Below are 25,684 nucleotides of genomic sequence, written 5' to 3'. Positions count from 1 at the left end.
TCCTCAGCAGTCCAGTGGGTTGCGTTTTTCCGGGTTGATACCGAACTTGACGATGGCTTCAGCCACCACCTTGGGTTCGATATCGCCACGGTCAGCCAGTGCTTCCAGGGCTGCCAACACCACGAAATGACGATCGACTTCGAAGAAGTGACGCAGCTTCTTGCGGCTGTCACTGCGGCCGAAACCGTCGGTGCCCAGGACTTTGAATTCCTTGGACGGGACCCACTGACGAATTTGCTCGGCGAACAGCTTCATGTAGTCGGTAGAGGCGATGACCGGACCTTTACGGCCGTTCAGGCACTCTTCGACGTAGCTCAGCTTAGGCTTCTGGCCCGGGTGCAGACGGTTGGTGCGCTCGACGGCCAGGCCATCGCGACGCAGTTCGTTGAAGCTGGTAACGCTCCACACGTCGGCGCCCACGTTGAACTGCTCGCGCAGGATCTTCGCCGCTTCACGGACTTCACGCAGGATGGTGCCGGAGCCCATCAGCTGAACGTGGTGCGCCGCTTCGCGGACGTCTTCCTCGAGCAAGTACATGCCCTTGATGATGCCTTCTTCCACACCGGCCGGCATGGCTGGCTGCTGGTAGGATTCGTTCATCACGGTGATGTAGTAGAAAACGTCCTGCTGCTCTTCGGTCATCTTCTTCATGCCGTCCTGAATGATCACCGCCAGCTCGTAGCCGTAGGTTGGATCAAAGGTGCGGCAGTTCGGGATGGTGGCAGCCAGGATGTGGCTGTGACCGTCTTCGTGTTGCAGGCCTTCGCCGTTCAGCGTGGTCCGGCCGGCGGTGCCGCCGATCAGGAAACCACGGGTACGGCTGTCGCCGGCAGCCCAGGCCAGGTCGCCGATACGCTGGAAGCCGAACATCGAGTAGAAGATGTAGAACGGCAGCATTGGCTGGTTGTGGCTGGAGTACGAAGTACCGGCAGCGATGAAGGAGCTCATGGCGCCCGCTTCGTTGATGCCTTCTTCGAGGATCTGGCCCTTCTTGTCTTCCTTGTAGAACATCACCTGGTCTTTATCGACTGGCTCGTAGAGCTGGCCGACGGAGGAGTAGATGCCCAACTGACGGAACATGCCTTCCATACCGAAGGTACGGGCTTCGTCCGGGATGATCGGAACGATGCGCGGGCCGATTTCCTTGTCCTTGACCAGCTGCGCGAGGATCCGCACGAACGCCATGGTGGTGGAAATTTCACGGTCGCCCGAACCGTCGAGAATCGCCTTGAGCGTATCCAGCGATGGCGTCGGTACGCTGAAGCTCTGCGCGCGGCGCTGTGGCACGAAGCCGCCCAGTGCAGTGCGGCGCTCGCTCAGGTAGCGGGCTTCGGCGCTGTTTGGCTCTGGCTTGAAGAACGGCAGGTTTTCCAGCTCGTCGTCTTTGACCGGGATGTCGAAACGATCACGGAACAACTTCAGGCTGTCGACGTCGACTTTCTTGGTGTTGTGCGCAGTGTTTTTCGCTTCGCCGGCACCGGTGCCATAACCTTTGATGGTCTTGGCCAGGATGACGGTTGGTTGTTCTTTGTGGTTGACCGCTTCGTGGTACGCCGCGTAGACCTTGTATGGGTCGTGGCCGCCACGGTTGAGTTTCCAGATCTCGTCGTCGGACAGATCGGCAACCATCGCCTTGAGTTCTGGCGAGTTGAAGAAGTGTTCACGCACGAACGCGCCGTCTTTGGCTTTGTAGTTCTGGTACTCGCCGTCGATGACTTCGTCCATGCGGCGTTGCAGGATACCGTCGACGTCCTTGGCCAGCAGTGGGTCCCAGAAACGGCCCCAGATGACTTTGGTCACGTTCCACTGAGCACCGCGGAATACGCCTTCGAGTTCCTGGATGATCTTGCCGTTGCCGCGAACCGGGCCGTCGAGGCGCTGCAGGTTGCAGTTGATGACGAAGATCAGGTTGTCGAGCTTCTCGCGGCCAGCCAGCGAGATCGCGCCCAGGGATTCCGGCTCGTCGCACTCGCCGTCGCCAAGGAAGCACCAGACTTTCTGCTTGCCTTCCGGAATGAAACCACGGGCTTCCAGGTACTTCATGAAGCGTGCCTGGTAGATCGCCTGGATCGGGCCCAGACCCATGGATACGGTCGGGAACTGCCAGAAATCAGGCATCAGCCAAGGGTGCGGGTAGGACGACAGGCCCTGACCGTCCACTTCCTGGCGGAAGTTGTTCATCTGGTCTTCGGTGATGCGGCCTTCCATGAACGCGCGGGCGTAAACGCCTGGCGAAGTGTGACCCTGGAAGTAGATCAGGTCGCCGCCGTGTTCGTCGGTCGGGGCCTGGAAGAAATAGTTGAAGCCGATGTCGTACAGGGTTGCGCTGGAGGCGAAGCTGGAGATGTGACCGCCCAGGTCAGAATCTTTCAGGTTCGTACGCATCACCATGGCCATCGCGTTCCAGCGTACCAGCGAGCGAATGCGGCGTTCCATGAACAGGTCGCCAGGCATGCGTGCTTCGTGGGTAACGGGAATGGTGTTGCGGTATGGCGTGGTGATGGCGTAAGGCAATTGCGAACCGCTGCGGGTTGCGAGTTCGCCCATACGGGTCATCAGATAGTGAGCACGGTCTTCGCCTTCTTTGTCGAGAACCGATTCCAGGGCGTCCAGCCATTCCTGGGTTTCGACGGGATCGAGGTCTTGCATGGCTTGCTCCAGGGCGGAAAGGCTTCCAGAATCGGTTGCCTGAGTTTGCGACTGGCCTTGTGGGCAGACGATATAAATTCTTGGATTGCCGAGAGGTAGGTTCCGGCGGCGTGTAGTTTTACTACAAATCATCGGGCATTTCAGCTATCCGAATGTATATACGAGTAGTAAAACTACAGATGAGCGGCTTGTGGCCTCCAGCTGCGTTGTGAGAATAATCGTTAAGGTTGGTCTTTTGCCAACCGAAAAAGGTGAAAGCTTGATGCTGTCTGCCAAAAATAAAGAAAATTCAGCTATTTCTAACCTTTGTTCGACAGTCGATCACGTAGTGCGATTTGAAAATTCACTACATGCAGCCCTCTACACGCCGATCAAGGATAGACCATGAGCCTCCCTTCGCTTGCCGAACTGCCCGGCATTCTGTTGCCGTTTGTCACCCGTGCCGAACAGTCGTTCCGTGCGGCCGTCGAGGCGCTCGATGATGATCATGGCCTGTCCGGCTGGACGCCTGAACGCTGGGCGCAATTCGCCCGCGTCACCGCCGCCAGCGACTTCGTGATTGAACAGAGCGTTCGTGACCCGTTGATGTTGCTGGCGCTGGTGCAGTCCGGCGAACTGGATCGCGGTTTTGCCCCCGGCGAGTTGTGCGCGCAGATTGCGGCGGCGGTGAATGCCGCGGAGACCGAAGACGAACTCGGTCGCGCCCTGCGTCGCCAGCGCGCACGCCATCAAGTGCGGATCATCTGGCGTGACCTGACTCGTCAGGCCGACCTCATCCAGACCTGCCGCGACCTCTCGGACATGGCCGATGCCAGCATCGATCAGGCTTATCAGTGGTTGTACTCACGCCATTGCCAGCAGTTCGGCGTGCCGACCGGTCGGCGCAGCGGCGAGCCGCAGCAGATGGTCATCCTCGGCATGGGCAAGCTCGGCGCGGTCGAGCTCAATCTGTCGTCGGACATCGACCTGATCTTCGCCTACCCCGAGGGCGGCGAAACCGTCGGGGTGAAACGCTCGCTGGATAATCAGGAATTCTTCATCCGTCTCGGCCAGCGCCTGATCAAGGCACTGGACCCGATGACCGTCGACGGTTTTGTGTTCCGCGTCGACATGCGCCTGCGACCTTACGGTTCGGCCGGTGCGTTGGTGCTGAGCTTCAACGCGCTGGAGCAGTATTACCAGGATCAGGGCCGTGACTGGGAGCGCTACGCGATGATCAAGTCGCGGGTGGTGGCCGGCGATCAGGTGGCGGGCGCGCAACTGCAAGAGATGCTGCGCCCGTTCGTCTACCGGCGTTACCTGGACTTTTCCGCCATCGAAGCGCTGCGCACGATGAAGCAGTTGATCCAGCAGGAAGTCCGGCGCAAGGGCATGGCCGACAACATCAAGCTCGGCTCCGGCGGCATCCGCGAAGTCGAGTTCATCGCCCAGGCGTTTCAGTTGATCCACGGCGGCCGCGACCTGAGCCTGCAACAACGTCCACTATTAAAAGTACTGAGCACGCTGGAAGGTCAGGGTTACCTGCCGCCGGCGGTGATCAGCGAACTGCGCGAAGGCTACGAATTCCTGCGTTACACGGAGCACGCCATTCAGGCGATTGCCGACCGCCAGACCCAGATGTTGCCGGACGGTGCGCAGGATCAGGCGCGTATTGCCTATATGTTGGGCTTCGCCGATTGGGACGCCTTTCATGAGCAGCTGATGTATTGGCGCGGTCGCGTTGCGTGGCACTTCGGTCAGGTGATCGCCGATCCCGACGAAGAGGACGGGGCTGAAAGCGAAGTGGTGGTCGGCGGTGAATGGCTGCCACTGTGGGAAGAAGCGCAGGACGAAGAGGCCGCTTGTCGGCAGTTGGAGGAGGGCGGTTTCGTCGATGCCACCAAAGCCCTGAAAGCCTTGGCCAGCCTGCGCAGCAGCCCGCAATTGCGCGCGATGCAGCGTTTGGGGCGCGAACGCCTCGATGCCTTTATTCCACGGTTGCTGGCGCAGGCGGTCGAGCACGCCAACCCGGATCTGGTGCTGGAGCGCGTACTGCCGCTGGTTGAAGCGGTGGCCCGGAGGTCCGCGTACCTGGTGCTGCTGACCGAAAACCCCGGTGCGCTGCGACGTTTGCTGACCTTGTGCGCCGCGAGCCCGTGGATAGCCGAACAGATCACCCGCTTCCCGCTGTTGCTCGACGAATTGCTCAACGAGGGCCGGCTGTTCAAGCCGCCCCTGGCGCCGGAACTGGCGGCGGAGTTGCGCGAGCGCCTGACGCGGATTCCCGAAGACGACCTCGAACAGCAAATGGAAGCCCTGCGCCATTTCAAACTGGCGCACCGCCTGCGCGTCGCCGCGTCGGAAATCGCCGGCAGCCTGCCGCTGATGAAAGTCAGCGATTACCTGACCTGGCTCGCCGAAGCGATCCTCGAACAAGTGCTGGCCCTGGCCTGGCGCCAGACCGTGGCCAAATACGGTACGCCGCAACGCACCGACGGCACCTTGTGCGATCCTGGCTTCATCATTGTCGGTTACGGAAAAGTCGGCGGTCTGGAACTGGGGCATGGTTCGGATCTGGACCTGGTGTTCATTCACGATGGCGATCCGCAGGCGGAAACCGACGGGCTGAAGCCTATCGACGGTGCGCAATTCTTTACTCGGCTGGGCCAGCGGATCATTCACTTGCTCACGGCCCAGACCAACTCCGGTCAGCTGTATGAAGTGGACATGCGCCTGCGGCCCTCCGGTGCTTCCGGTCTGTTGGTGAGTTCGCTCGGCGCGTTTGCCCGTTATCAGGAAAACGAAGCCTGGACCTGGGAACATCAGGCGCTGGTACGGGCGCGGGTGCTGGTGGGCAGTCCGGACGTCGGCCAGGCGTTCGAGAAGGTTCGCGCAGCGATTTTGGGCAAGCCCCGTGATTTGCCGACCTTGCGTCAGGAGGTCAGCGAGATGCGCGCCAAGATGCGCGACAACCTCGGCAGCAAGAGCACCGCAGCCGGCACCGGGGCGAATGCCTTCGAGGCCACGGCGCCGTTCGATCTCAAGCAGGACGCCGGAGGTATCGTCGATATTGAATTTATGGTGCAATACGCGGCCTTGGCGTGGTCCGAAACACACCCGCCATTGCTGCGCTGGACCGACAATATCCGGATTCTGGAAGAGCTGGAACACGAAGGGCTGATGCCCGCCGAAGACGCCAGCCTGTTGCGCGAGGCCTATAAAGCCTACCGCTCCGCCGCGCACCGGCAGGCCTTGCAGAAGGACGCCGGGGTGATACCGGGCGACCAGTTCGTGGACGAACGACTGCAGGTGTTGCGGATCTGGCGCGAGCTGGGGTTAAGCTGAAACCGGACAGTGGCAGCACCGAATACCCCTGTAGGAGCAAGCTTGCTCGCGATGGCGGAGTGTCAGTCACCTCCAATGCTGGATGTGATGGCCTCATCGCGAGCAAGCTTGCTCCTACAGGTGATCTGCGTTGTTTTGTAAATTGAGGCAGCTAAGCTGCACCGCACTGGATGTGCACCAATACCCAATGTGGGAGCGAACTCCCACAGTAGATCTGCAGTGTTTTGTAGAATTCTCGAGGCGGGGAGGCGTATGCCTCCCCGGTTCGTTTTTGGAAACCACATGAAAATTCTGATCGTTGGGCCCAGTTGGGTCGGTGACATGGTGATGGCGCAGACACTGTTTCAGTGTCTCAAGCAACGCCACCCGCAGTGCGAAATCGACGTGCTGGCCCCCGAGTGGAGCCGGCCGATTCTTGAGCGCATGCCCGAAGTTCGCCAGGCCTTGAGCTTTCCGCTTGGCCACGGTGCCCTGGAGTTGGCAACGCGTCGGCGCATCGGCAAATCCCTGGCCGGCCAGTACGACCAGGCGATCCTGCTGCCCAATTCCCTGAAGTCGGCGTTGGTTCCGTTCTTCGCCGGCATCCCGAAGCGCACCGGCTGGCGTGGCGAATTCCGCTACGGTCTGCTCAATGACGTGCGCACGCTGGACAAAGAACGTTACCCGCTGATGATCGAGCGTTTCATGGCCCTGGCTTACGAGCCTGGCGTCGAACTGCCGAAACCGTATCCGCGGCCGACCTTGCAGATCGATCCGGTGTCTCGCGAAGCGGCGCTGGCCAAATTCGGTCTGGCCCTCGACCGTCCGGTGTTGGCGCTGTGCCCCGGTGCCGAGTTTGGCGAGTCCAAGCGCTGGCCGTCCGAGCATTACGCCAAGGTCGCCGAAGCGAAGATTCGCGAAGGCTGGCAAGTCTGGCTGTTTGGTTCGAAGAACGATCACGCCGTGGGCGAAGATATCCGCGCGCGGTTGATTCCCGGCCTGCGCGAAGAGTCGGTGAACCTCAGTGGCGGCACGTCCCTGGCCGAGGCTATCGACCTGATGTCCTGCGCGGATTCGGTGGTGTCCAACGATTCCGGCCTGATGCACGTCGCCGCGGCGCTGAATCGCCCGTTGGTGGCAGTGTACGGCTCGACGTCGCCGGGCTTCACGCCGCCGCTGGCCGAGCACGTCGAGATCGTGCGCCTGGGCATCGAATGCAGCCCGTGCTTCGATCGCACGTGCCGCTTCGGTCATTACAACTGCCTGCGCCAGCTGATGCCGCAAGCAGTGAACGAAGCCTTGCAGCGGTTGCAGGGCACTGTGGTCGAGGTCAAATAGTTTGCGGGTTCTGCTGATCAAGACTTCTTCGCTGGGCGACGTGATTCATGCGTTGCCGGCGTTGACCGACGCGGCCCGGGCGATTCCCGGCATCACGTTCGACTGGGTGGTGGAAGAGGGTTTCGCCGAGATCCCGACCTGGCACCCGGCCGTGGGCAAAGTGATCCCGGTGGCGATCCGTCGCTGGCGCAAGAACATCTGGCAGACCATCAAGAGTGGCGAGTGGAAGCGCTTCAAGCAAAGCCTTCGCGCCACGAAATATGATCTGGTGATTGACGCACAGGGCCTGTTGAAAAGCGCCTTGCTGACCCGCTACGTCAAGGCGCCGGTGGCGGGCCTCGATAAAGGTTCGGCACGGGAGCCGATCGCCGCGCGTTTCTACGATCGACGGCTGGCGGTTGCCCGTGGCCAGCACGCGGTCGAGCGAGTGCGCCAGTTGTTCGCCATCGCGTTGGGCTACGACTTGCCCAAAGGCCTGGGCGACTACGGCCTGAACATCGAGCGCCTGGTGGAACTGCCGCGCAAGAACCCTTACGTGCTGTTCCTGCACGGCACCACGTGGGACACCAAACACTGGCCCGAAGCCTATTGGCGCGAGCTGGCCGAGCGTGTCGGCTATCTGGGCGTCGGCGTGAAACTGGCGTGGGGCAATCCGGCGGAGAAAGCCCGGGCCGAGCGCATCGCCAAGGACATGCGGCACGTCGAAGTGCTGCCCAAACTGAATCTGGCGGGCATCGGCAAAGTGCTGGCCGGCGCGCAGGCGTGCGTGGCGGTGGACACCGGTCTTGGTCACCTTGCCGCAGCACTCGACGTGCCGACGCTGTCGCTGTTCGGCCCGACCAACCCGGGCCTGACTGGCGCCTACGGTAAGGCGCAGATCCACATGGCCAGCGATTTCCCCTGTGCACCGTGCCTGCAGAAGAAATGCACCTATCAACCGACGGCCGAAGATGCCCGTCGGTTCGACCTGAAACGCGAGTGGCCGCTGTGCTTCACGCGTCTGAATCCCGAGCGTGTCGCGACCCGACTGAGCACGTTGTTACTGGCTGAGGAGCTGCGCTGATGCAATTGGCATTCGTCTTGTACAAGTACTTTCCATTCGGGGGCTTGCAGCGCGATTTCATGCGCATCGCCCTGGAATGTCAGCGGCGCGGCCATCAGATTCGCGTCTACACGCTGATCTGGGAGGGCGATATTCCGCCGGGTTTCGAAGTGTTGGTGGCGCCGGTCAAGGCGTTCTTCAATCATCGCCGCAACGAGAAGCTCAGCGAGTGGATGGAAGCCGATCTGGCCAAGCGCCCGGTGGATCGTCTGATCGGCTTCAACAAGATGCCGGGTCTGGACGTCTACTACGCTGCTGACGGCTGTTTCGAAGACAAGGCGCAAAACCTGCGCAACTCGCTGTACCGCCGCTGGGGCCGCTACCGCCACTTCGCCGAGTACGAGCGCGCGGTGTTCGCCAGGGACGCCAAGACTGAAGTGTTGATGATCTCCGAAGTCCAGCAGCCGCTGTTCATCAAGCATTACGACACGCCGCTGGAGCGCTTCCATTTGCTGCCTCCGGGCATCTCTCAGGACCGTCGCGCGCCGGCCAATGCCGCCGAGATTCGTGCCGAATTCCGACGTGAGTTCAACCTGAAAGACGATGACCTGTTGCTGGTACAGATCGGCTCCGGGTTCAAGACCAAGGGTGTGGATCGCAGTCTCAAGGCGCTGGCCGCGTTGCCCGCCGATCTGAAGAAACGCACCCGGCTGTTTGTAATTGGCCAGGATGACCCCAAATTGTTCCAGATGCAGAGCGCCACGCTGGGGCTCGGCGATAACGTGACGTTCCTCAAGGGGCGTAGCGATATCCCGCGTTTTCTGCTCGGGGCCGATCTGTTGATCCACCCGGCGTACAACGAAAACACCGGGACCGTGTTGCTCGAAGCGCTGGTGGCCGGGTTGCCGGTGCTGGTGAGCGCGGTCTGCGGTTATGCCCATTACATCGCTGAGGCCGACGCTGGCCTGGTGCTGGATGAACCCTTCGATCAGGCGCAACTGACGCAATACCTGACCGGTATGTTGAACGACGCTCAAGCACGGGCGGCCTGGAGCCGCAACGGTCTGGCCTTCGCCGAGACGGCCGACCTCTACAGCATGCCGCAACACGCGGCCGATGTGATTCTGGCGGAGCACGCTTAATGAAGTTGATGCTGGCTGAACCGTTCAAGAGCCTTTGGGCCGGACGCGATCCATTCGCCGAGGTCGAAGGGCTTCAAGGCGAGGTGTACCGCGAGCTGGAAGCTCGTCGCACGTTGCGCACCGAGGTGAACGGCAACGGGTTTTTCGTGAAGATCCACCGTGGCATTGGCTGGGGCGAGATCTTCAAGAACCTGCTGACCGCCAAGCTGCCGGTGCTTGGCGCGGGTCAGGAATGGAAAGCCATTCAACGCCTGCAGGAAGTCGGCGTGCCGACCATGACGGCGGTGGCCTACGGCGAGAAGGGCAGCAACCCGGCGGACCAGCATTCGTTCATCGTCACCGAAGAACTGGCGCCGACCGTCAGCCTCGAAGACTTCAGCATCGACTGGGTCAAGAATCCGCCGGAACCAACACTCAAGCGTGCGCTGATCGCCGAAGTCGCGCGCATGACCGGCATGATGCACCGCGCCGGGGTCAACCACCGCGACTGCTACATCTGCCACTTTCTGCTGCACACCGACAAGCCGGTGACGGCTGATGACTTCAAGCTCTCGGTGATCGACCTGCACCGCGCCCAGACCCGCCCGGCGATCACCCGTCGCTGGCGCAACAAGGATCTGGCGGCGCTGTACTTTTCGGCGCTGGACATCGGCCTGACCCGACGCGACAAGCTGCGTTTCCTCAAGGGTTATTTCCAGCAACCCCTGCGCCAGATCCTCGGCGAAGAAGCCGGGTTGCTCGCCTGGCTCGAGGGCAAGGCCAACAAACTCTACGACCGTAAACAGCGATACGGGGATGCGCTCTGATGTCGGGCTGGAAACTGGAACCTGCTTACAGCGACCTGGCCGACGATTTCGGCAGCCTTGAAGCAGTGTTTTCCCTCGAGGGCGAGCAGTTGACCCGCGACCCGTTGTCCGAGGTCGTCCGCGTCCAGCGCAATGGCGTCAACTATTACGTCAAGCGCTACGTGGGTGCTGGCAAGGGCTTGCGCCGCTACCTGGGCAAGCCGCGGGTGAAGATGGAATGGCAGAACCTCAAGCGCTTTGCCAAGTGGGGCATTCCCACGGCGCAAGTGGTGGCCTGGGGTCTTGAGCGGCGCGGTGCAGCCTACGCTCGCGGGGCGATGATCACCCGTGAACTGCCCAATACAGAAGACCTCAATGCCCTGGCCGAGCGGCGCGACCCGAAATTGAAGGACCGCGCCTGGGTCGATCACATCAGTCGACAGCTGGCCGGTTACACCCGGACCATGCACGACAATCGCTTCACCCATAATGATTTGAAGTGGCGCAACCTGCTGGTCGACGATCAGGCGCGACTGTTCCTGATCGACTGCCCCAACGGTGATTTCTGGAGCGGCTTCTGGCTCAAGTACCGCATCACCAAGGATCTGGCATGTCTGGACAAGGTCGCCAAGTATCACCTGTCGGCCACCCAGCGCCTGCGCTTTTACCTGCAATACCGCCAACGGACACGGCTCAATGCGGCCGATAAAAAACGGATCCGGCACGTGGTGAGATTTTTCGAGGGGCGCGAATGACTGATTTTCTGGCCGCTGAAGACCGTGCGCTTTTAGAGCGTCATGGCCTCGGCACCTTCGATGCACTGTGGGCCCGGCAGCTTGAGGCTGTGGATGAGCCCAACACCGCGCGCGGTGGCTGGAGCAGCGTGTTTCGGCTGGATCTTGAAGGTCACGGCTTCTACCTCAAGCGCCAAAGCAACTACCAGATGCGCACTCTGCACGCACCCTTTGGCGAGCCGAGTTTTGCCCGCGAGTTTCGCAACATCAGCCGTTATGAAAAGCTCGGCATTCCGGCGTTGAAAGCGGCGTTTTTCGGTGAGCGCAAGGTCGACGGCGAAGTCCGGGCGGTTTTGCTGACCCGCGCGCTGGACGGCTGGGATGACCTGGATTCGCTGTTGCAGCGCTGGTCGGATCTGAGCCCGGCGCAGCACTCGGCGATTTTGCAGGCGTGCGGGCAACTGGCTCGGCGCCTGCACGGCGCGCGTCAGGTTCACGGCTGCTTCTACCCCAAGCACATTTTTCTCCAGGCCACCGGCGACGGTTACATGGCCCAGCTGATCGACCTGGAAAAGACCCGGCCCCTGCTGTTCGGTCAGCGTGATCGAATCAAGGATCTGGAGCCGTTGACGCGGCGTTCGCCCCAGTGGAACGACGCGCAATTGCGCGAGTTGTTGGCCACCTACCTGGATCAACCGCAGGACAGTTCGCTGATCGACAGCTGGCTGACGCGATTGACCGCGCGGCGCAGCTACAAGAGGTCGACCTGATGCGTTTGTCCGAACTGAAAGAGGCGGGTCGCCAACCGCGCCTGCCACTGAGCATCTCGCTGGCCGATGCCGCCGGGCCAGCCGAGTTGCAATTGTTGAGCCTGTTGCGAGTGTTGCCAGGACAGCGCTATGTCGGCGCCGGTGTCTGGCGTGGCCGGCCGGTGTTGGCCAAGTTGTTGGTCGGCAGCAAAGCGGCGCGGCATTTTCAGCGTGAACTGGACGGCGTGCGTTTGCTCGCCGCCCAGGGGCTGACCACACCGCAGCTGTTGGCTGATGGCCTGAAGGACGGCGAGGGTGGCTGGCTGCTGTTCGATTTCCTTGAGGGTGCCGAAAGCCTGGGGGATACCTGGAAACAGGTCGAGCATTTGCCGGTGCTCGCGGATGGGCAAGGGGCTGTGTTGGCCGAGGCGCTGGGCGCGATCGGCCAGATGCACCGCAAAGGGCTGTGGCAGGAAGACCTGCACCTGGATAACCTGCTGCGCCAGGGCGGTCGACTGTATTTGATCGACGGCGCTGGAATCTGCTCTGAAACCCCTGGCCAACCGCTGTCGCGACAGAAAGTCCTGGAAAACCTCGGGGTGTTTTTCGCCCAGTTGCCCAAGTCACTGGAGCCCTTCATCGAAGAGTTGCTGGTGTATTACCTTCTGAGCAATGGCGAACATGCCTTGCCGATGGAAGCATTGCAGAAGCAGATCGACAAGGTGCGCAGTTGGCGCCTCAAGGACTTCCTGATCAAGGTCGGTCGCGAATGCACACTGTTCAGCGTGCAGCGCGGGGCGTTCGGTTTGCGGGCGATTCGCCGCGAGGAAGAAGCGGCGATGCTGCCGGTGCTGGAGCAGGCCGATGCCTTGCTCGATCAGGGCCATCTGTACAAGACCGGCGGCGCGGCGAGTGTCGGCAAAGTCGAGGTGGCGGGTCGTACGCTGGTGATCAAGCGCTACAACATCAAAGGGTTCGCCCACTGGCTCAAACGCTTCTGGCGCCCGAGCCGTGCCTGGCATTCCTGGCGCGAAGGCAATCGATTGGCGTTCCTGGGTATCGCCACGCCGAAACCGTTGGCGGTACTGGAAAAACGTTTCCTCTGGTTGCGCAGCAGGGCTTATCTGGTGACCGAGCATTTGCCGGGGCCGGACATCATCGAACGGTTCGCGCCGTACGTTGACAACGGTGAAGCGCCCGAAGCCGAGCTGGTGGCGCTGGATCATCTGTTTGCGGAGCTGATTCGCGAGCGGATCAGTCACGGCGACTTCAAGGGCCATAACCTGTTCTGGCAAGAGGATCGCTGGGCGCTGATCGATCTGGATGCGATGTGCCAGCACCGCTCGCTCGGCAGCTTTGCCCCGGCGTATGCGCGGGATCGGGCGCGGTTCATGCGTAACTGGCCTGAGAGCAGTGCTTTGTATCAGGTTATTGATCAGCGTTTGCCCAAAGACATCTCTGGCGCTGCCTGAATCGGGTCTTCGACCCTATCGCGAGCAAGCCCGCTCCCACACTGATCCGGGGTGTACGCAGATGATGCGCAAAGCCCGGAAACTGTGGGAGCGGGCTTGCTCGCGAAGAGGCCAAAACAGCCTCCCGAGATTAAGGGACAAGTTCTTATGAAATGTCCTACATGATCTCCAGACCCCATGAACTGTGCCCTGAGTAGTCACGATGCTAGTTTGCCTGACGACCTCGGAGGGCAGATTTTGACTATAAAAGCAGCAGTCATGCTGGGTGTGTGCTCATTGGCGCTCTCCGGCTGCGGAACCGTTCATACGGTCCTGCAAAATGACGAAGACGCGGCGCGCAGCCTGCGAAAGCAGAAAACCTACTGCCAATCCATTCCACGTATCTACAGTGGCCTGGCCTACGATTTCTGTGTATTGAATGCCCCGCCGGATCCCACGGGCTTTCTCGTACCGCTGGTCCTGCTGGATCTGGCGCTGTCGGGTATTGCCGACACGATGTCCTTGCCGTACACGATTTACCGTCAGGCCAGCGACGGCAATCTCACTATTTACTGGCGAGTAGGCCGCGGGTAGCAATTTGCCGTCTCAACAGTTCTTTCTTTTTGAAAACGAAAGTGAATCCGAGGCCGGCATTGGTGCGAAAAAACTGTTACCTCCGACCGGGAAGTTCAGTGACTTCGTCATTTACGTTGACGAGAGCGGCGATCATGGGATGCAAACACTAGATCCAAACTATCCAGTGTTTGTGCTCGCTTTTTTGTGTTTTTCAGAAAAGACACTACTGCGAGAAGGTTATTCCTGCCCTTCAGAAATTTAAATTCAACCATATGGGGCACGATCTGATCGGTCTGCATGAGCTGGAGATTCGAAAAGAGAAAGGAGCGTTCTCAAGCCTGTTCACCTCCCGGCAGCACAAGCATGCCTTTCTCGATGAGTTGACGGGCATCATTGAAGCGAGCAATTTCGTGCTGATCAGTTGTGTGATCGACAAAGCCTCTCTTCGCGAAAAACAAGGTCCTGTTCACAATCCTTATCATGTTGCCCTGGGCTTCTGTCTGGAAACGCTTTATGAATTTTTACAGGAAAAGAATCAGTAAAGTGCGTTGACTCATGTGATTTTCGAGCGTCGAGGGAAACGGGAGGATAACGAGCTTGAATTGGAGTTTCGTCGCATGTGCGATGGCGCGAACAAACTGGGCATTCAGCTGCCGTTCGACATCGTCTTTGCTACCAAACAAGTGAATTCCACGGGGTTACAGCTAGCGGATCTTGTTGCAAGACCCATTGGCATGAGCGTTTTGAGGGCCGGGCAAGAGAATCGTGCCTTTGATGTACTCAAGCGTAAATTCTATTGCAGTGGTGGTCGCTGCCATGTGGGGGAGGGATTCGAAAACTGGGGTTTAAAAATTTTCCCGCCTTCAGAAAGCGAAAAGCCCCGGTGAAACTCACCGAGGCTGCAACGCCGACCGGGATCCCCCAGTCCATTTGCGCAGGAGTCTATGTCGAGAGATCTTCTACTGTCAACGCGCGAGCCGGCTGTATCCGCTAGAGGTTTGCAGCTGCTTTTAAGCTATAATCCCGCCCTTTAGCTGTCTCTCGCCCACTTGCGAGGGCACATTCATTTTGAGGCGCCTTGCGCCTGCATGCAGACTAAAGAGGCTAGACCCCTGTGGCATTGACGATTCTTGGCCTGTCCGGCGCCCTTAGCCATGATCCTTCCGCAGCCTTGTACATCGACGGCAAGCTGGTCGCGGCGGCTGAAGAAGAGCGCTTCGTGCGCGACAAACATGCAAAGAACCGCATGCCTTACGAATCGGCGAAGTTCTGCCTCGAGCAGGCGGGCATCAAGCCGTCCGACGTTGACGTGGTCGCCATTCCGTTCGCGCCGATCAGCCTGTTCGGCAAGGCGCGCTGGCACTACGCCAAGCGTTACTGGTACGCCCCGGACCGCGCACTTGACGCGATCCTGATGGGCAACCGCCGCTACAAGCGCTACCGCAACAAGATCGTCTGGTGCCTCGAGCAACTGGGCTTCGATCCGAAAAAGATCAAGATCGAGCCAGTCGAGCACCATTTGGCTCACGCCTCCAGCGCTTACCACTGCTCCGGTTTCAAAGAGAAAACCGCGATCCTCGGGATCGACGGCAAGGGTGAGTACGCCACGACGTTCTTCGGCTACGGCGAAAACGGCAAGATCCACAAGATCAAGGAATTCTTCGATCCTGACTCCCTCGGCGGCCTGTACGGCGCGATCACCGAGTTCCTCGGTTTCGAGATGCTCGACGGCGAGTTCAAGGTCATGGGCATGGCGCCGTATGGCGATGCCAGCAAGTACGATTTCTCCCGTCTGGCCTCGTTCGAGAACGGCGAGTTGGTGATCAACACCGACTACGCCAACGTCATCGGCCTGCGTCGCTATAAAGAGAAGGGCAAAGGTTTCTACTTCTCGCCGAAGCTGATCGAGTGGCTGGGTCCGAAGCGCGAAGGTGACATCGCCGACGAGCCTTACATCCATTACGCCGCGAGCATGCAAGCGCTGTTCGAGAAGCTGGCGCTTCAGATGATCGACCATTACCTGGGCGACGTGCTCAAGGAAACCGGCAAGCTGGCCTTCGCCGGCGGCTGCGCGTTGAACGTCAAGCTGAACCAGAAAATCATCGCCCGCGACGACGTCAAGGAACTGTTCGTGCAACCTGCGTCCGGCGATGCCGGCACCGCGGTCGGCGCGGCGGCGTATGTGTCTCACGCCCGTGGCGTGCCGGTCGAGAAGATGGAACACGTCTACCTCGGCCCGTCGTACAGCAACGAAGATGTGCTGGCAGCGTGCGCCCGTCACCCGAGCAAACCGGTGTGGCGCAAGCTCGAGAACATGCCGGAAAACATCGCCAAAATCATGGTCGACGGCAATCCGGTGGCCTGGTTCCAGGGCCGCATGGAGTTCGGACCGCGTGCCTTGGGCGGTCGTTCGATCATCGGTTGCCCGAGCGCGACCGGCGTGGCTGACCGCATCAACCACCAGATCAAGTTCCGCGAGCGCTGGAGGCCTTTCTGCCCGTCGATGCTCGACACCGTCGCACCGCAGATGATCAAGATCGATCACCCTGCGCCGTTCATGACCTTCACTTTCGAAGTGGCAGAAGAGTGGAAGACCCGCGTGCCGGAAGTCGTTCATGAAGACGGTACGTCCCGAGCCCAGGTGCTCAAGCGCGAATACAACCCGCGCTACTACGACATGATGAAGGCGCTGGAAGTACTGACAGGCAACGGTGTATCGCTGAACACCTCGCTCAACCGTCGCGGCGAACCGATGATCTGCTCGCCGACGGATGCCCTGAACATGTTCTTCGGTTCCGACCTACAGTATCTGATCATGGAAGATATCCTGGTGGTCAAAGAGGGCGCGGACGCATATGACACGCTCGGCTGAACGCCATGTGCTGCAGTTCTGTCACGGCTATGACGGTCCGTTTCTGGACTGCGCCCGGCAGTACGCCAGTCTGTTCGCGGGGACCGGTTATCGAGTGACCACGGTGTTTCTGACCGGGGTTGCCGATGCCCGAGTCGCCGAGGCCTGTGCCTCCGATGAAGTGCTGTTCATGGAATACAGCTCCAAGGCTATTCGTGGCCTGAAGCTGGGTGCCATCGGCGATCTGCGCAAGATCGCCGCTTCGCGCAATTTCAGTTTTTGCATCGCTCACCGTTTCAAGCCGATCTACATCGCCTTGCTTGGCACGTCGTTACCGGTGATCGGTGTGCATCACGCGTTTGACGACTACAAACGCGGTACTCGCAAACTCTTTGCGAACTTTTTCCGCAAGCGTTTGAGTCTGCTCGGGGTCTCCGATGCCGTGCGCGACGATATGCGCAGCTGCCTGCCGAAATGGCCGGCTGACCGGATTCAGACGCTCTATAACCGCATCAATGTGCAGGCCTTGCAAGACAGTCACGTGTCGGTTCGCGAAGCTCGGGAAACCCTGGGTTTGTCCATGGATGCGTGGATCATCGGCAACGTCGGCAGGCTGCATCCGGACAAGGACCAGACCACGTTGCTGCACGGATTTGCCGCGGCGTTACCGGGTTTGCCGGAGAACAGCCAGTTGGTGATCCTCGGTATCGGTCGGCTGGAGCGCGATCTCAAGGCCATGGCCCGTGAGCTGGGAATCGGCGACCGCGTGCTGTTCCTCGGCCAGGTACCCGAAGCCCGTCGTTATTTCCGTGCCTTCGATGTGTTTGCCTTGAGCTCCGATCACGAACCGTTCGGCATGGTGCTGCTGGAGGCCATGGCCGCCGGCGTGCCATTGCTCGCAACGGCATGCGGCGGTGCGAAGGAAGTGGTCGAGGGTGTGGGCATTCTGTTCCCGCTGGGGGACGCCGAGCGCTTGGCTCAAGGGTTGCAACATCTGGCCGCGATGGATGATCAGCAACGCCGTCAGTGCGCCGAACTGATGCTCGACCGCTTGCGTGAGCGCTTCTCCGACCGCGCGGTGCGCGATGCTTTCTGGCATTTGCCCACCGTCACCGAACTGGCGGCGAGGGGTTGATGCTCAACCGATTTCAAGGATGGCGCGAGCGTGGCTGGTCGGTGATCGACGCCTCGACGTACACCGAGGCCTGGCACCGTTATGGTGGCAGCGTTGCCACTCATCCAATGGTGGTCGAGCGCCTGGCGCAGTTGGCCGATATTCCGGTGCGTTACCTGGCCTGGGCGCCGAATGGCGAAGTCCAGGCTGCGATTGCGACCTGGGGGCGCGACCTTGCCTTGTCCAAGGACGTGCTCAAGCGTAACGGTAAAAAGGGCCTGTTCGACCTCGGCAATGCTGAGTTCATCCTGCCTGCCGCCGCTGATACGCAAGCCCCCCTGCGCCATCGTGCACGTTACTTGTCCGCGCTGAATGAAGGCCGCTTCAGCGGCATCAGGCTGCAGGCAGAACAACTGGCCATGGCGCGCACGCCCGAAGAACTGTCGAAGAAGTTTCGCTATAACCAGCGTCGCGAATTGCGTTTGCTGGAAGAGGCGGGCGGCGCGGTGCGTCCGGTCAGCGAGTTTTCCAGCGGCGAGCTGGCGGCGATCTACTGCGACTTGTTCCAGCGTCGCTGGGGTTTCCCCGCGACCGGTGCCGAGCGCATGGCCGAGGTGATCGAGTTGTTGCGTGACTTGCTGATCGGCTCGGTGATTTTCCTGAACGATGCGCCGATTGCGATTCAACTGGTGTACCGCGTCGAAGCGCCGCAATGGATCAGCGTCGAGTACATCAACGGTGGCGTCGATCCCGAAACCCGTGAATTCAGCCCCGGAAGCGTCTTGAGCTTTCTCAATACTCAAAGCGCCTGGGAGCATGCACGTGCGCTGGACAAGCCGCTGCGCTTTTCCTTCGGTCGCGCCGACCGTGAATACAAGGACCGCTGGTGTAATCCTGTGCCGGTCTTCACCGTATGAGCGAACCCATGAGTCGTAAACAGCAACTGCTCAAGCGCCACCGGCGCAACAAACGCATCGGCCTGCTGATTGCCTTGGTGCTGTTGATTGTCATCGGCGTACTGGTGGCCTGGTGGCTGCCGCTGGTGCTGGCGGTGCTGGGCTGGATCGCTCATGAAGCCTGGTTCGCCGACCATTTGTTTTATTCGCCCAAGGACGATTACGCGTACAGCTTCCCGCCTTATACCCCGCAACCCAAGATTCACCTGGACGGTGAGCGTTTACGCCTGGATGACGGCGTCATGCTGGTGGATGACGCTACGCTGATACTGGCCCTGCGGGTCAAAAGCACCTGGCTGGGACGCTTTATCGACCCGGCTGTCGAGTTGTCCGGTGGTGATAATCCCGATCGGCAAACCTTCGAGCGTGGCGTCAACGGGCTGCGCTACCTCAACCTCAGTGGTCAGGCGCAAGTGCTGTCGCGAGGCGAGTTGCGTCTGCGCGGACGTTTTTGCCGAGTGCTGGGCGAACCCGTGCTCTGGGCGTTCGAACAACCGGATTACCGCCGTCAGCGGGTGATGGTCATCGCCCCTCATGCCGACGACGCCGAACTGGCGGCATACAGTCTGTACAGTCAGGCCGACGAAGCCTGGATCGTCACCCTCACTGCGGGCGAAATCGAAGCAGAACATTATCAGCAGATCGGCTTGAACAAGGTCGAAGCAGCGCGCCTGAAGGGGCGGCTGCGGGCCTGGGACAGCATCGCCGTGCCGCGCTGGGCCGGGGTGCCCGAAGCCCATTGCGTGCAGCTGGGCTATTTCTGCCTGCAGCTCGCGGCGATGCAGGCAACACCGTCCCGGCCAGTGGGTTCGCGGGAAGCGGAGATGGACGACACCCGTTTGTTCCGCCGGTTGAACCCCTTTGCACTGCCGGGTGACGCCGATGGTGCACCGACCTGGAACAACCTGTTGGCCGACCTGCGCGAACTGCTGCTGCGGGCCCGCCCTGAAGTCATTGTGTTGCCGCACCCGACGCTCGATCCGCACCCGGATCACCTATGCGCCCAACAAGCGGTCCTTGAAGCACTGCGGGGCCTGGAGTGGCAGCCGACCACGTTGCTTGGTTATGCCAATCATTTGCATGACAACGATCGCTGGCCCATGGGGGATGCCGGCCATGGCATCGCGCTGCCGCCCGCCTTCGATGCGTCGGTGCCGATGCAGCCTTGCTGCCTTCCGGTTTCCCCGGAACTTCAGCGTGATAAAGCCATGGCGCTGGGGATGATGCATGACCTGCAGCCACGCATGCCATTCAAACGGCGACTGCGTCGGTTGATACAGTGGCTCTTGGCCAGTAGAGTGCCGCCCCTCTATGGCGAGAATGAATTCTTTCGCAAGGCGGTCAGACGCCAGGAACTGTTCTGGCTTCTGAAGCACGGCGAAACACCTGCGAAGCAGAACTGAAGTACAACCCTGCCTAGCATGGCAGCGCTCCCAGCATTGACAGCGAGTAATCCGTGATTAATCCATGCCCGCGTATTTTGTTTCTGATGCCTTATTTCGGCAGCTGGCCTTTCTGGATGCCGTTTTTTCTGGAGAGCTGCCGTTGCAATCCCGACATCGACTGGTTGTTCTTCACGGACTGCGGGGTTCCCGAGAATCTGCCGCCCAACGTGACCATCGAAAGCATGCTGTTCAGCGATTACTGTAGGCTGGTGTCCCAGCGGCTGGGTATCGACTTTGCGCCGACCCAGGCTTACAAACTGTGCGACATCAGGCCTGCGTTCGGACTTATTCATGCCGATCGCCTGGAGGGCTATGATTTCTGGGCATTCGGCGATATCGACCTGGTGTATGGCGACCTGCGCAGTTACTTCACTGCGGATCGGCTCGCCTCATACGACCTGTACTCCACCCACGAGCGGCGAGTGGCCGGGCATCTTTGCCTGATCAGAAACACCGCCCGCAAGCGTGAGTTGTTCAGGCAGATCAAGGACTGGGAAGCGCGGTTCACGGATCAGAAGCATCACGCGCTGGATGAGGGCGCATTCAGTCGAATCTTTCTCTGGCGCAAGAATTTCCCCGATCCCTTGTTCAAGCTGGTGGGCAAGTTCAACCCGTGGCGCCGCCGCAGTGAATTCACCGAGGCCTTCAGTACGCCGGGTGGCTGCATCAAGTGGCATGACGGGACCGATAATTTCCCGCACCAATGGTTTTGGCGCGACGGCCAGCTGACCAATGATCGCGATGGCGATCGCCGGTTTCCGTATTTCCATTTCGTTTGCTGGAAGCGCAACGAGTGGCCACGGTTGCCTCAACCCGATCCGGCGGAGATCAAGCGCCTCGCCGCTGAACCCGCCTGGGTCATCGACGCGACTGGTTTTCACCGGGGAGAGTTATGAGTCAACGGTCAAAGGTTCTGCAGTTGCAGCCTGACTACAATGTCAAAGCCCATGACTTTGCCGACCTGGCAGAGCAGATCGTCAAGGCTTTGCCGGATGATCGCTATGAGGTGACCGCTGCGTTTCTGCGCGGCAAGCCAGGGCCGGGCGAGGCCGTGAGCCGTGCCGCGCGTTCCGTCTATTTCGAGTTTTCCGACAAGTCGCTCAAGGGCATGCGCCTGCGTGCCATGTGGCGGTTGTATCAGTTTTGCCGCAAAGAAAAATTCGATGTGGTGATCTGCAACCGCTTCAAGCCGGTCAACATGATGCTGACGCTCAACCGCTGGTTGAAAGTGCCGCTGTGCATCGGTATCTCCCACGGCTTTGGTGAGTACGACCGGTTCTACCGACGTCGCCAGACCCAGCGCCTGATCGATCGTCACTGGCGTTTTGTCGGGGTGTCGCCGGCGGTCAAACAGTACCTGCTGGACTGTGACTGCGGTTTCACCGATCAAAACACTTACGCCATTACCAATGCGATCGATATCGAACAGGCCGAAGGCTTGCAACACAGCCGCGAACGCGCCCGTGAACTGCTTGGCATCGATCCGTCGGTGCGACTGATCGGCGCGTTGGGCCGGTTGGTGCCGGTCAAGGGGCACACCTATCTGTTGCAGGCGTTCGCAGCTCTCAAGGACAAGTACCCGAACACCCAGTTGGCGATCATCGGTGCCGGCCGCGAAGAGTCGCGCCTGGCCGCCGAGATCGAACGTCTGGGCCTGAGCGGGCGTGCACACCTGCTGGGCTTCAAGGAAAACGCCTTGCAGTACGTTCGCGCCTTTGACATCTGGACCATGCCATCGCTGGCCGAAGGTCTCGGGCTGGCATTGCTCGAAGGCATGAGCGGTCATCTTCCGGTGATCGCCTCCAATGTGCCGGCGATGCTGCCGCTGATCGAGGGCGCAGGTGGTCTGGCGATTACGCCGAAGGATGTGTCGAGCCTGGTCGCAGCGCTGGATACCTACCTCGAGCTACCGGATGACGCGCTCAAGGCCAAGGGCGAACAAGCCTACCGTTATCTCCAGGAACAACACGATATCGAGGTGTTCCGCCAGGAGTACCTGAACCTGATCGACTCCGGCTTGAGCAAGGCCCGCAAGGAACATTCATGAGCGACGCACAACCCATCGTCACGGTCATCATCGCGTCGTATAACCACGGTCGCTATATTGAGGAGAGCATTCTCAGCGTCCTCAACCAGACCTATTCGAACATCGAGTTGCTGGTGGTCGATGATGGCTCCAGCGATGACAGCGTCGAGCGGATCAACGCCTTGCAGGCGCAACACGGCTTTGATTTCCGTGTTCAGCAGAATCAGGGGCTGACCAATACCCTCAACGGTGCCATTGCGCGCGCAAAGGGTAGCCTGATCGTGCCCTTCGGTTCCGATGACATCATGCTGCCCGAGCGCATCGCCACGCAGGTGGCTTACCTGGATGGCAAGCCCGAGGTCGGCATCTGCGCTGGCAACATCGAACTGATCGACGCCGACGGCAAGCCGTACCCGGAGTCGCGTCAGCGCCGCGATGTGCCGTTCCGCCGTCTGGATTTCGATGACATGTTCCTGGAGCGCAAACCCTATCCGCCGGCACCGACCCTGATGATCCGTCGCGAAGCGCTGGATAAGGTCGGCGGATTCGATCCGAACATTCGCCTGGAAGATTTGCTTATCGAGCTGAAGGTGACCCATGCCGGTTACTTCATCGATGGCTTGAACGTGCTGATGGCGCGCTATCGCAAACACGCCACCAACTCCTACAAGAATCACCGCTTCATGATCGACAACATTCTGCGTACCTATGCACTGTTCAGCGATCATCCGCTGTACGAGCACGTGCGCTACAAGTTCCTCAGTTCGATGTTCCTGAAGACCGCCAATCGAGACCGCAAGCTGGCGCGGGAGCTGCTGGCGCAGATACCGTTCAAGGCGTGGAACAAGAAGACCTGGCGTGGCCTGGGACGCTTGTTCTTGCCGTTGGAGAAAGATTGAGCCATGGGCTGGATTCAACGCTATCGGGAAAAACGCGCAAAACGAGCGATCAGAAAGCTACCGAAGTTTGAGCGGGGCATGGCGCGTTTCAAGGCGCAATATCCGGACTACGCCTTTGGCCGTGGCAGCTATGGCTTGCCACAGGTCCATGACTGGAAGGAAGGCTCGACGCTGAGCATTGGTGCGTATTGCTCGATTGCTGAAGGCGTGCAGATTTTTCTCGGTGGCCACCATCGTGCCGATTGGGTCACCACGTTCCCGTTTCCGGTAATGGTTGCACAGGCCGCCCATATCAGCGGTTACAGCGGCACCCACGGCGATGTGAACATCGGCAACGATGTGTGGCTGTGCTCCAACAGCACGATACTTTCAGGTGTGACGGTGGGGGATGGTGCAATCGTTGCCGCGGGTGCGTTGGTGACTCGCGATGTCGAGCCCTACGCGGTCGTCGGTGGCAATCCGGCGCGTTTCCTGCGTTGGCGCTTCCCTGAGGAGCAGCGTCTGCTGCTGCTTCAGAGTGCCTGGTGGAACTGGCCGCAAGCCGAGTTGCACAGTCTGGGTGACAAACTCTGCAGCGATGACATCGAAGGCTTCCTTGCCTACGTGCGTCAGCGTACGCCCGTCTGATCGTTCAAGTTTGACGAGCCGAGCGGGCGAGGGTTTCGGTCATACATGAGCCCGCTCGGGCTGATTGGCTGCCAGTACTTGCCTGTGCAGGTTATCCACCGCGGATTTCGATGCCGTCACGGCGTAACCCTGAAGCAGCGCCTGAAAATGATCTTCGAACAACCAGCGATGATCGACGGTGTAGCGCTGCATATGGCGCAGGTTGCGCTGACGCAGGGACAGGCTCAGTGACGAAGGGTAAAGGCGCAGGTCCGCTACGTCGATAAGGCCGAACTCGCCGTCCTCCAGCACCAGCACGTTACCCAGATGCAGAGACCGGAAATACACCCCCTGCTCGTGCAGTTGCGCCATGAATTTGCCGAATCGCTCGACCAGCGCCTGTCGCACGTCCGGAGCCGTGATCGCTTGCAGGACCTGGCGCAGGGTATTGCCCGGCAGAGGCGTGTAGTGCACGGCGCTGCTGCCGTCCTTGAGGCGGTACAGAGCCAGGATCTGCGGCGTCGGGATGCCCATTCGGCGCAGCCGCTCGCTGTTGATGGCAAAGCGTTCGGAATACGGATCGAAGCTGCCCGAGGTGTACCAGCGGCGACGACGGAACAGCTTGAGGAAACTGCCATCGACCAGGCGCAGGACCTTGGGGCCCAGACCATCTTCCTCGATCACCTGGGCGTTGGCCGTCAGTTTTTCCAGGGCTGCTTGCGCCAGTTGCTTGATCGGCATGGCCAGCAGGCGGCCAGCGCGCTGGTTGATACTCAACGCGGCGATCAGTGCCAGGGGAATCCAAAGCAGGAACCAGTGTTCCTTGGGGCGTGAAATGATCCCGCCGCCTTCGGTCAGGCCCGCACCGATACCGAACACCAGCCAGGTCGAGGCGATGATGAACAGCGGTTGCACTCGATGGCGCCAGCTGCTCAGCAGGCTCCAGGCCTGGAAGAACAGCCACGGGATAAAACCGAAAATACCGACATAGTAGAGAACGCCCAGGGCGAAACTGTGGGGTTCTGCCAGCGTGTAGCCCACGCCAGGATCGACGTTCAGGCTGGCGTCATAGCCATGGCCGATCCAGGGGTGTTCGGCGATTTTTTGCAGGACCATCTTCCAGATTTCGAAACGATAGGAATCGCCTCGTCCGAAAATCATGTTCGAGAAAAGCGCAATCACAGACGCTCCGCCGACGAGCATGATGCCCAGCAAAACGATGGACCGACGGTTCCAGCAGATGAAGCCCAGCCACAGCGCTGCCAGCGTCAGGGCAACCAGCGGTGTCCGGGAGCCGGTGGCGATCACGGCAATGAACATGATCGCCATTGCCGGAATGCTCAACCAGAGTATCTGCGGGCGCTTGCAGGTCATGCTCAGGCTCAGCCAATAGGCGCAGAAGAAACCGAACAAGTGCGAGCTCAACAAGGGATTGTCGAACGCGCCGCCACCAATCAGGCGCCGGCCCGGCTCATAGACGTGGGCAAACGTGTACAGGTTGTAGATCGACGCGATCAGCCCGACTATCGCGGCGCTGAACAGCAGGGGCTGGACGACTTCACTGCGGTAGCGCACCAACAGGTAGCACCCGACAAACAGCATCAGCGTGTGGAGCGGTGGCTTGAACTTGCCGGAAAATCCTTCATCGCCCGGGCTCCAGCTCAGACTCAAGAGCGCCCACCCGGCAAACAGCAGCACCGCAATGAAGATCGGCTCGCGCAGCAACTCTTTGAGTTCGCGCGGACGCAAGCAAAGCGCTATCAGCGCTGGAATGCTGAACAAACCGTAGTAGAGCTTGTGAAGCAGGCTACGGTCCGGCAGGAAGAACAGCGAGCACAGAAGCAAAAGATAGCCGAGTGGAAGCATCCACAGGCAAATGAAATCGAAGACTCGATTGGACGTACTGTTGAAACCACTGAGTTGCATGCTGAGAAATTCAATCCTGAAGTTGATCGGCCATTCCGGTGATGGCTATATGATACCGTTTGCGTCGTCTAACAATAACAGCCTTTATGCGA

19 protein-coding genes and 1 pseudogene are annotated in these 25,684 nt (G+C 60.1%); 18 read left to right on the top strand and 2 right to left on the bottom strand.

Going from position 1 to position 25,684, the window contains the following annotated elements:
* Positions 1-3: 3 nt before the first annotated feature.
* Complete coding sequence (aceE, locus tag PMI01S_RS16045; RefSeq protein WP_084320961.1) at positions 4-2,649, bottom strand: pyruvate dehydrogenase (acetyl-transferring), homodimeric type; 2,646 nt, start codon at positions 2,647-2,649, stop codon at positions 4-6.
* Positions 2,650-3,033: 384 nt separating this feature from the next.
* On the opposite strand from aceE, the gene glnE reads away from it, so the two are divergent.
* The 18 genes and pseudogenes from glnE (at position 3,034) to PMI01S_RS15955 (ending at position 23,687) form a co-directional block, all read left to right on the top strand.
* Positions 3,034-5,973, top strand: coding sequence for a bifunctional [glutamate--ammonia ligase]-adenylyl-L-tyrosine phosphorylase/[glutamate--ammonia-ligase] adenylyltransferase (gene glnE, locus PMI01S_RS16040; protein WP_084320960.1), 2,940 nt, complete (start codon positions 3,034-3,036; stop codon positions 5,971-5,973).
* A gap of 282 nt (positions 5,974-6,255) precedes the next feature.
* Positions 6,256-7,290, top strand: a complete 1,035-nt coding sequence (gene waaF / locus PMI01S_RS16035) for a lipopolysaccharide heptosyltransferase II (RefSeq protein ID WP_084320959.1) — start codon at positions 6,256-6,258, stop codon at positions 7,288-7,290.
* A gap of 1 nt (position 7,291) precedes the next feature.
* Positions 7,292-8,353 carry a lipopolysaccharide heptosyltransferase I gene (gene waaC / locus PMI01S_RS16030; protein WP_084320958.1) on the top strand — a complete coding sequence of 354 codons (1,062 nt, stop codon included), beginning with the start codon at positions 7,292-7,294 and terminating at the stop codon, positions 8,351-8,353.
* Positions 8,353-9,474, top strand: coding sequence for a glycosyltransferase family 4 protein (locus PMI01S_RS16025; protein WP_084320957.1), 1,122 nt, complete (start codon positions 8,353-8,355; stop codon positions 9,472-9,474). The genes waaC and PMI01S_RS16025 overlap by 1 nt, the downstream gene beginning before the upstream one ends.
* A complete protein-coding gene (rfaP, locus tag PMI01S_RS16020; RefSeq protein WP_084320956.1) occupies positions 9,474-10,280 on the top strand; it encodes a lipopolysaccharide core heptose(I) kinase RfaP in 807 nt (268 codons plus the stop codon). The genes PMI01S_RS16025 and rfaP overlap by 1 nt, the downstream gene beginning before the upstream one ends.
* Positions 10,280-11,014 carry a lipopolysaccharide kinase InaA family protein gene (locus PMI01S_RS16015; protein WP_084320955.1) on the top strand — a complete coding sequence of 245 codons (735 nt, stop codon included), beginning with the start codon at positions 10,280-10,282 and terminating at the stop codon, positions 11,012-11,014. The genes rfaP and PMI01S_RS16015 overlap by 1 nt, the downstream gene beginning before the upstream one ends.
* Positions 11,011-11,763: a lipopolysaccharide kinase InaA family protein gene (locus PMI01S_RS16010; protein WP_084320954.1), complete on the top strand. Its 753-nt coding sequence runs from the start codon at positions 11,011-11,013 to the stop codon at positions 11,761-11,763. The genes PMI01S_RS16015 and PMI01S_RS16010 overlap by 4 nt, the downstream gene beginning before the upstream one ends.
* Positions 11,763-13,214, top strand: a complete 1,452-nt coding sequence (locus PMI01S_RS16005) for a lipopolysaccharide kinase InaA family protein (protein WP_084320953.1) — start codon at positions 11,763-11,765, stop codon at positions 13,212-13,214. Before PMI01S_RS16010 ends, PMI01S_RS16005 begins: the two co-directional genes overlap by 1 nt.
* A gap of 237 nt (positions 13,215-13,451) precedes the next feature.
* The gene (locus PMI01S_RS16000; RefSeq protein WP_084321000.1) at positions 13,452-13,787 is read left to right on the top strand and encodes a YceK/YidQ family lipoprotein; all 336 of its coding nucleotides are present in this window, start codon (positions 13,452-13,454) and stop codon (positions 13,785-13,787) included.
* A gap of 4 nt (positions 13,788-13,791) precedes the next feature.
* Positions 13,792-14,656 (top strand): annotated as a pseudogene (locus tag PMI01S_RS15995) (DUF3800 domain-containing protein).
* Between the two features lie 227 nt (positions 14,657-14,883).
* Entirely contained in the window at positions 14,884-16,641 is a 1,758-nt protein-coding gene (locus PMI01S_RS15990) for a carbamoyltransferase family protein (RefSeq protein ID WP_008027860.1), read from the top strand.
* Positions 16,625-17,755: a glycosyltransferase gene (locus PMI01S_RS15985; protein ID WP_084320952.1), complete on the top strand. Its 1,131-nt coding sequence runs from the start codon at positions 16,625-16,627 to the stop codon at positions 17,753-17,755. Before PMI01S_RS15990 ends, PMI01S_RS15985 begins: the two co-directional genes overlap by 17 nt.
* Entirely contained in the window at positions 17,755-18,651 is an 897-nt protein-coding gene (locus PMI01S_RS15980) for an antimicrobial resistance protein Mig-14 (protein WP_084320951.1), read from the top strand. The genes PMI01S_RS15985 and PMI01S_RS15980 overlap by 1 nt, the downstream gene beginning before the upstream one ends.
* Positions 18,652-18,659: 8 nt before the next feature.
* Positions 18,660-20,093, top strand: coding sequence for a PIG-L deacetylase family protein (locus tag PMI01S_RS15975; protein WP_084320950.1), 1,434 nt, complete (start codon positions 18,660-18,662; stop codon positions 20,091-20,093).
* Positions 20,094-20,146: 53 nt separating this feature from the next.
* Positions 20,147-21,031: a DUF6625 family protein gene (locus tag PMI01S_RS15970; protein WP_084320949.1), complete on the top strand. Its 885-nt coding sequence runs from the start codon at positions 20,147-20,149 to the stop codon at positions 21,029-21,031.
* Positions 21,028-22,182 carry a glycosyltransferase family 4 protein gene (locus tag PMI01S_RS15965; protein WP_084320948.1) on the top strand — a complete coding sequence of 385 codons (1,155 nt, stop codon included), beginning with the start codon at positions 21,028-21,030 and terminating at the stop codon, positions 22,180-22,182. Before PMI01S_RS15970 ends, PMI01S_RS15965 begins: the two co-directional genes overlap by 4 nt.
* Entirely contained in the window at positions 22,179-23,060 is an 882-nt protein-coding gene (locus tag PMI01S_RS15960) for a glycosyltransferase (RefSeq protein WP_084320947.1), read from the top strand. The genes PMI01S_RS15965 and PMI01S_RS15960 overlap by 4 nt, the downstream gene beginning before the upstream one ends.
* 3 nt (positions 23,061-23,063) lie before the next feature.
* Positions 23,064-23,687, top strand: a complete 624-nt coding sequence (locus tag PMI01S_RS15955) for a CatB-related O-acetyltransferase (protein WP_084320946.1) — start codon at positions 23,064-23,066, stop codon at positions 23,685-23,687.
* Between the two features lie 39 nt (positions 23,688-23,726).
* Here the strand turns inward: PMI01S_RS15955 and PMI01S_RS15950 are convergent, their stop codons facing one another.
* Complete coding sequence (locus PMI01S_RS15950; protein WP_084320945.1) at positions 23,727-25,592, bottom strand: bifunctional O-antigen ligase/aminoglycoside phosphotransferase family protein; 1,866 nt, start codon at positions 25,590-25,592, stop codon at positions 23,727-23,729.
* Positions 25,593-25,684: the final 92 nt, after the last annotated feature.

It is taken from the genome of Pseudomonas migulae NBRC 103157, assembly GCF_002091715.1.
GTDB classification, from domain to species: domain Bacteria; phylum Pseudomonadota; class Gammaproteobacteria; order Pseudomonadales; family Pseudomonadaceae; genus Aquipseudomonas; species Aquipseudomonas migulae_A.
The sequence above is the reverse complement of the archived record's forward strand: the minus strand, read 5'-3'. Positions and strand labels throughout refer to the sequence as shown.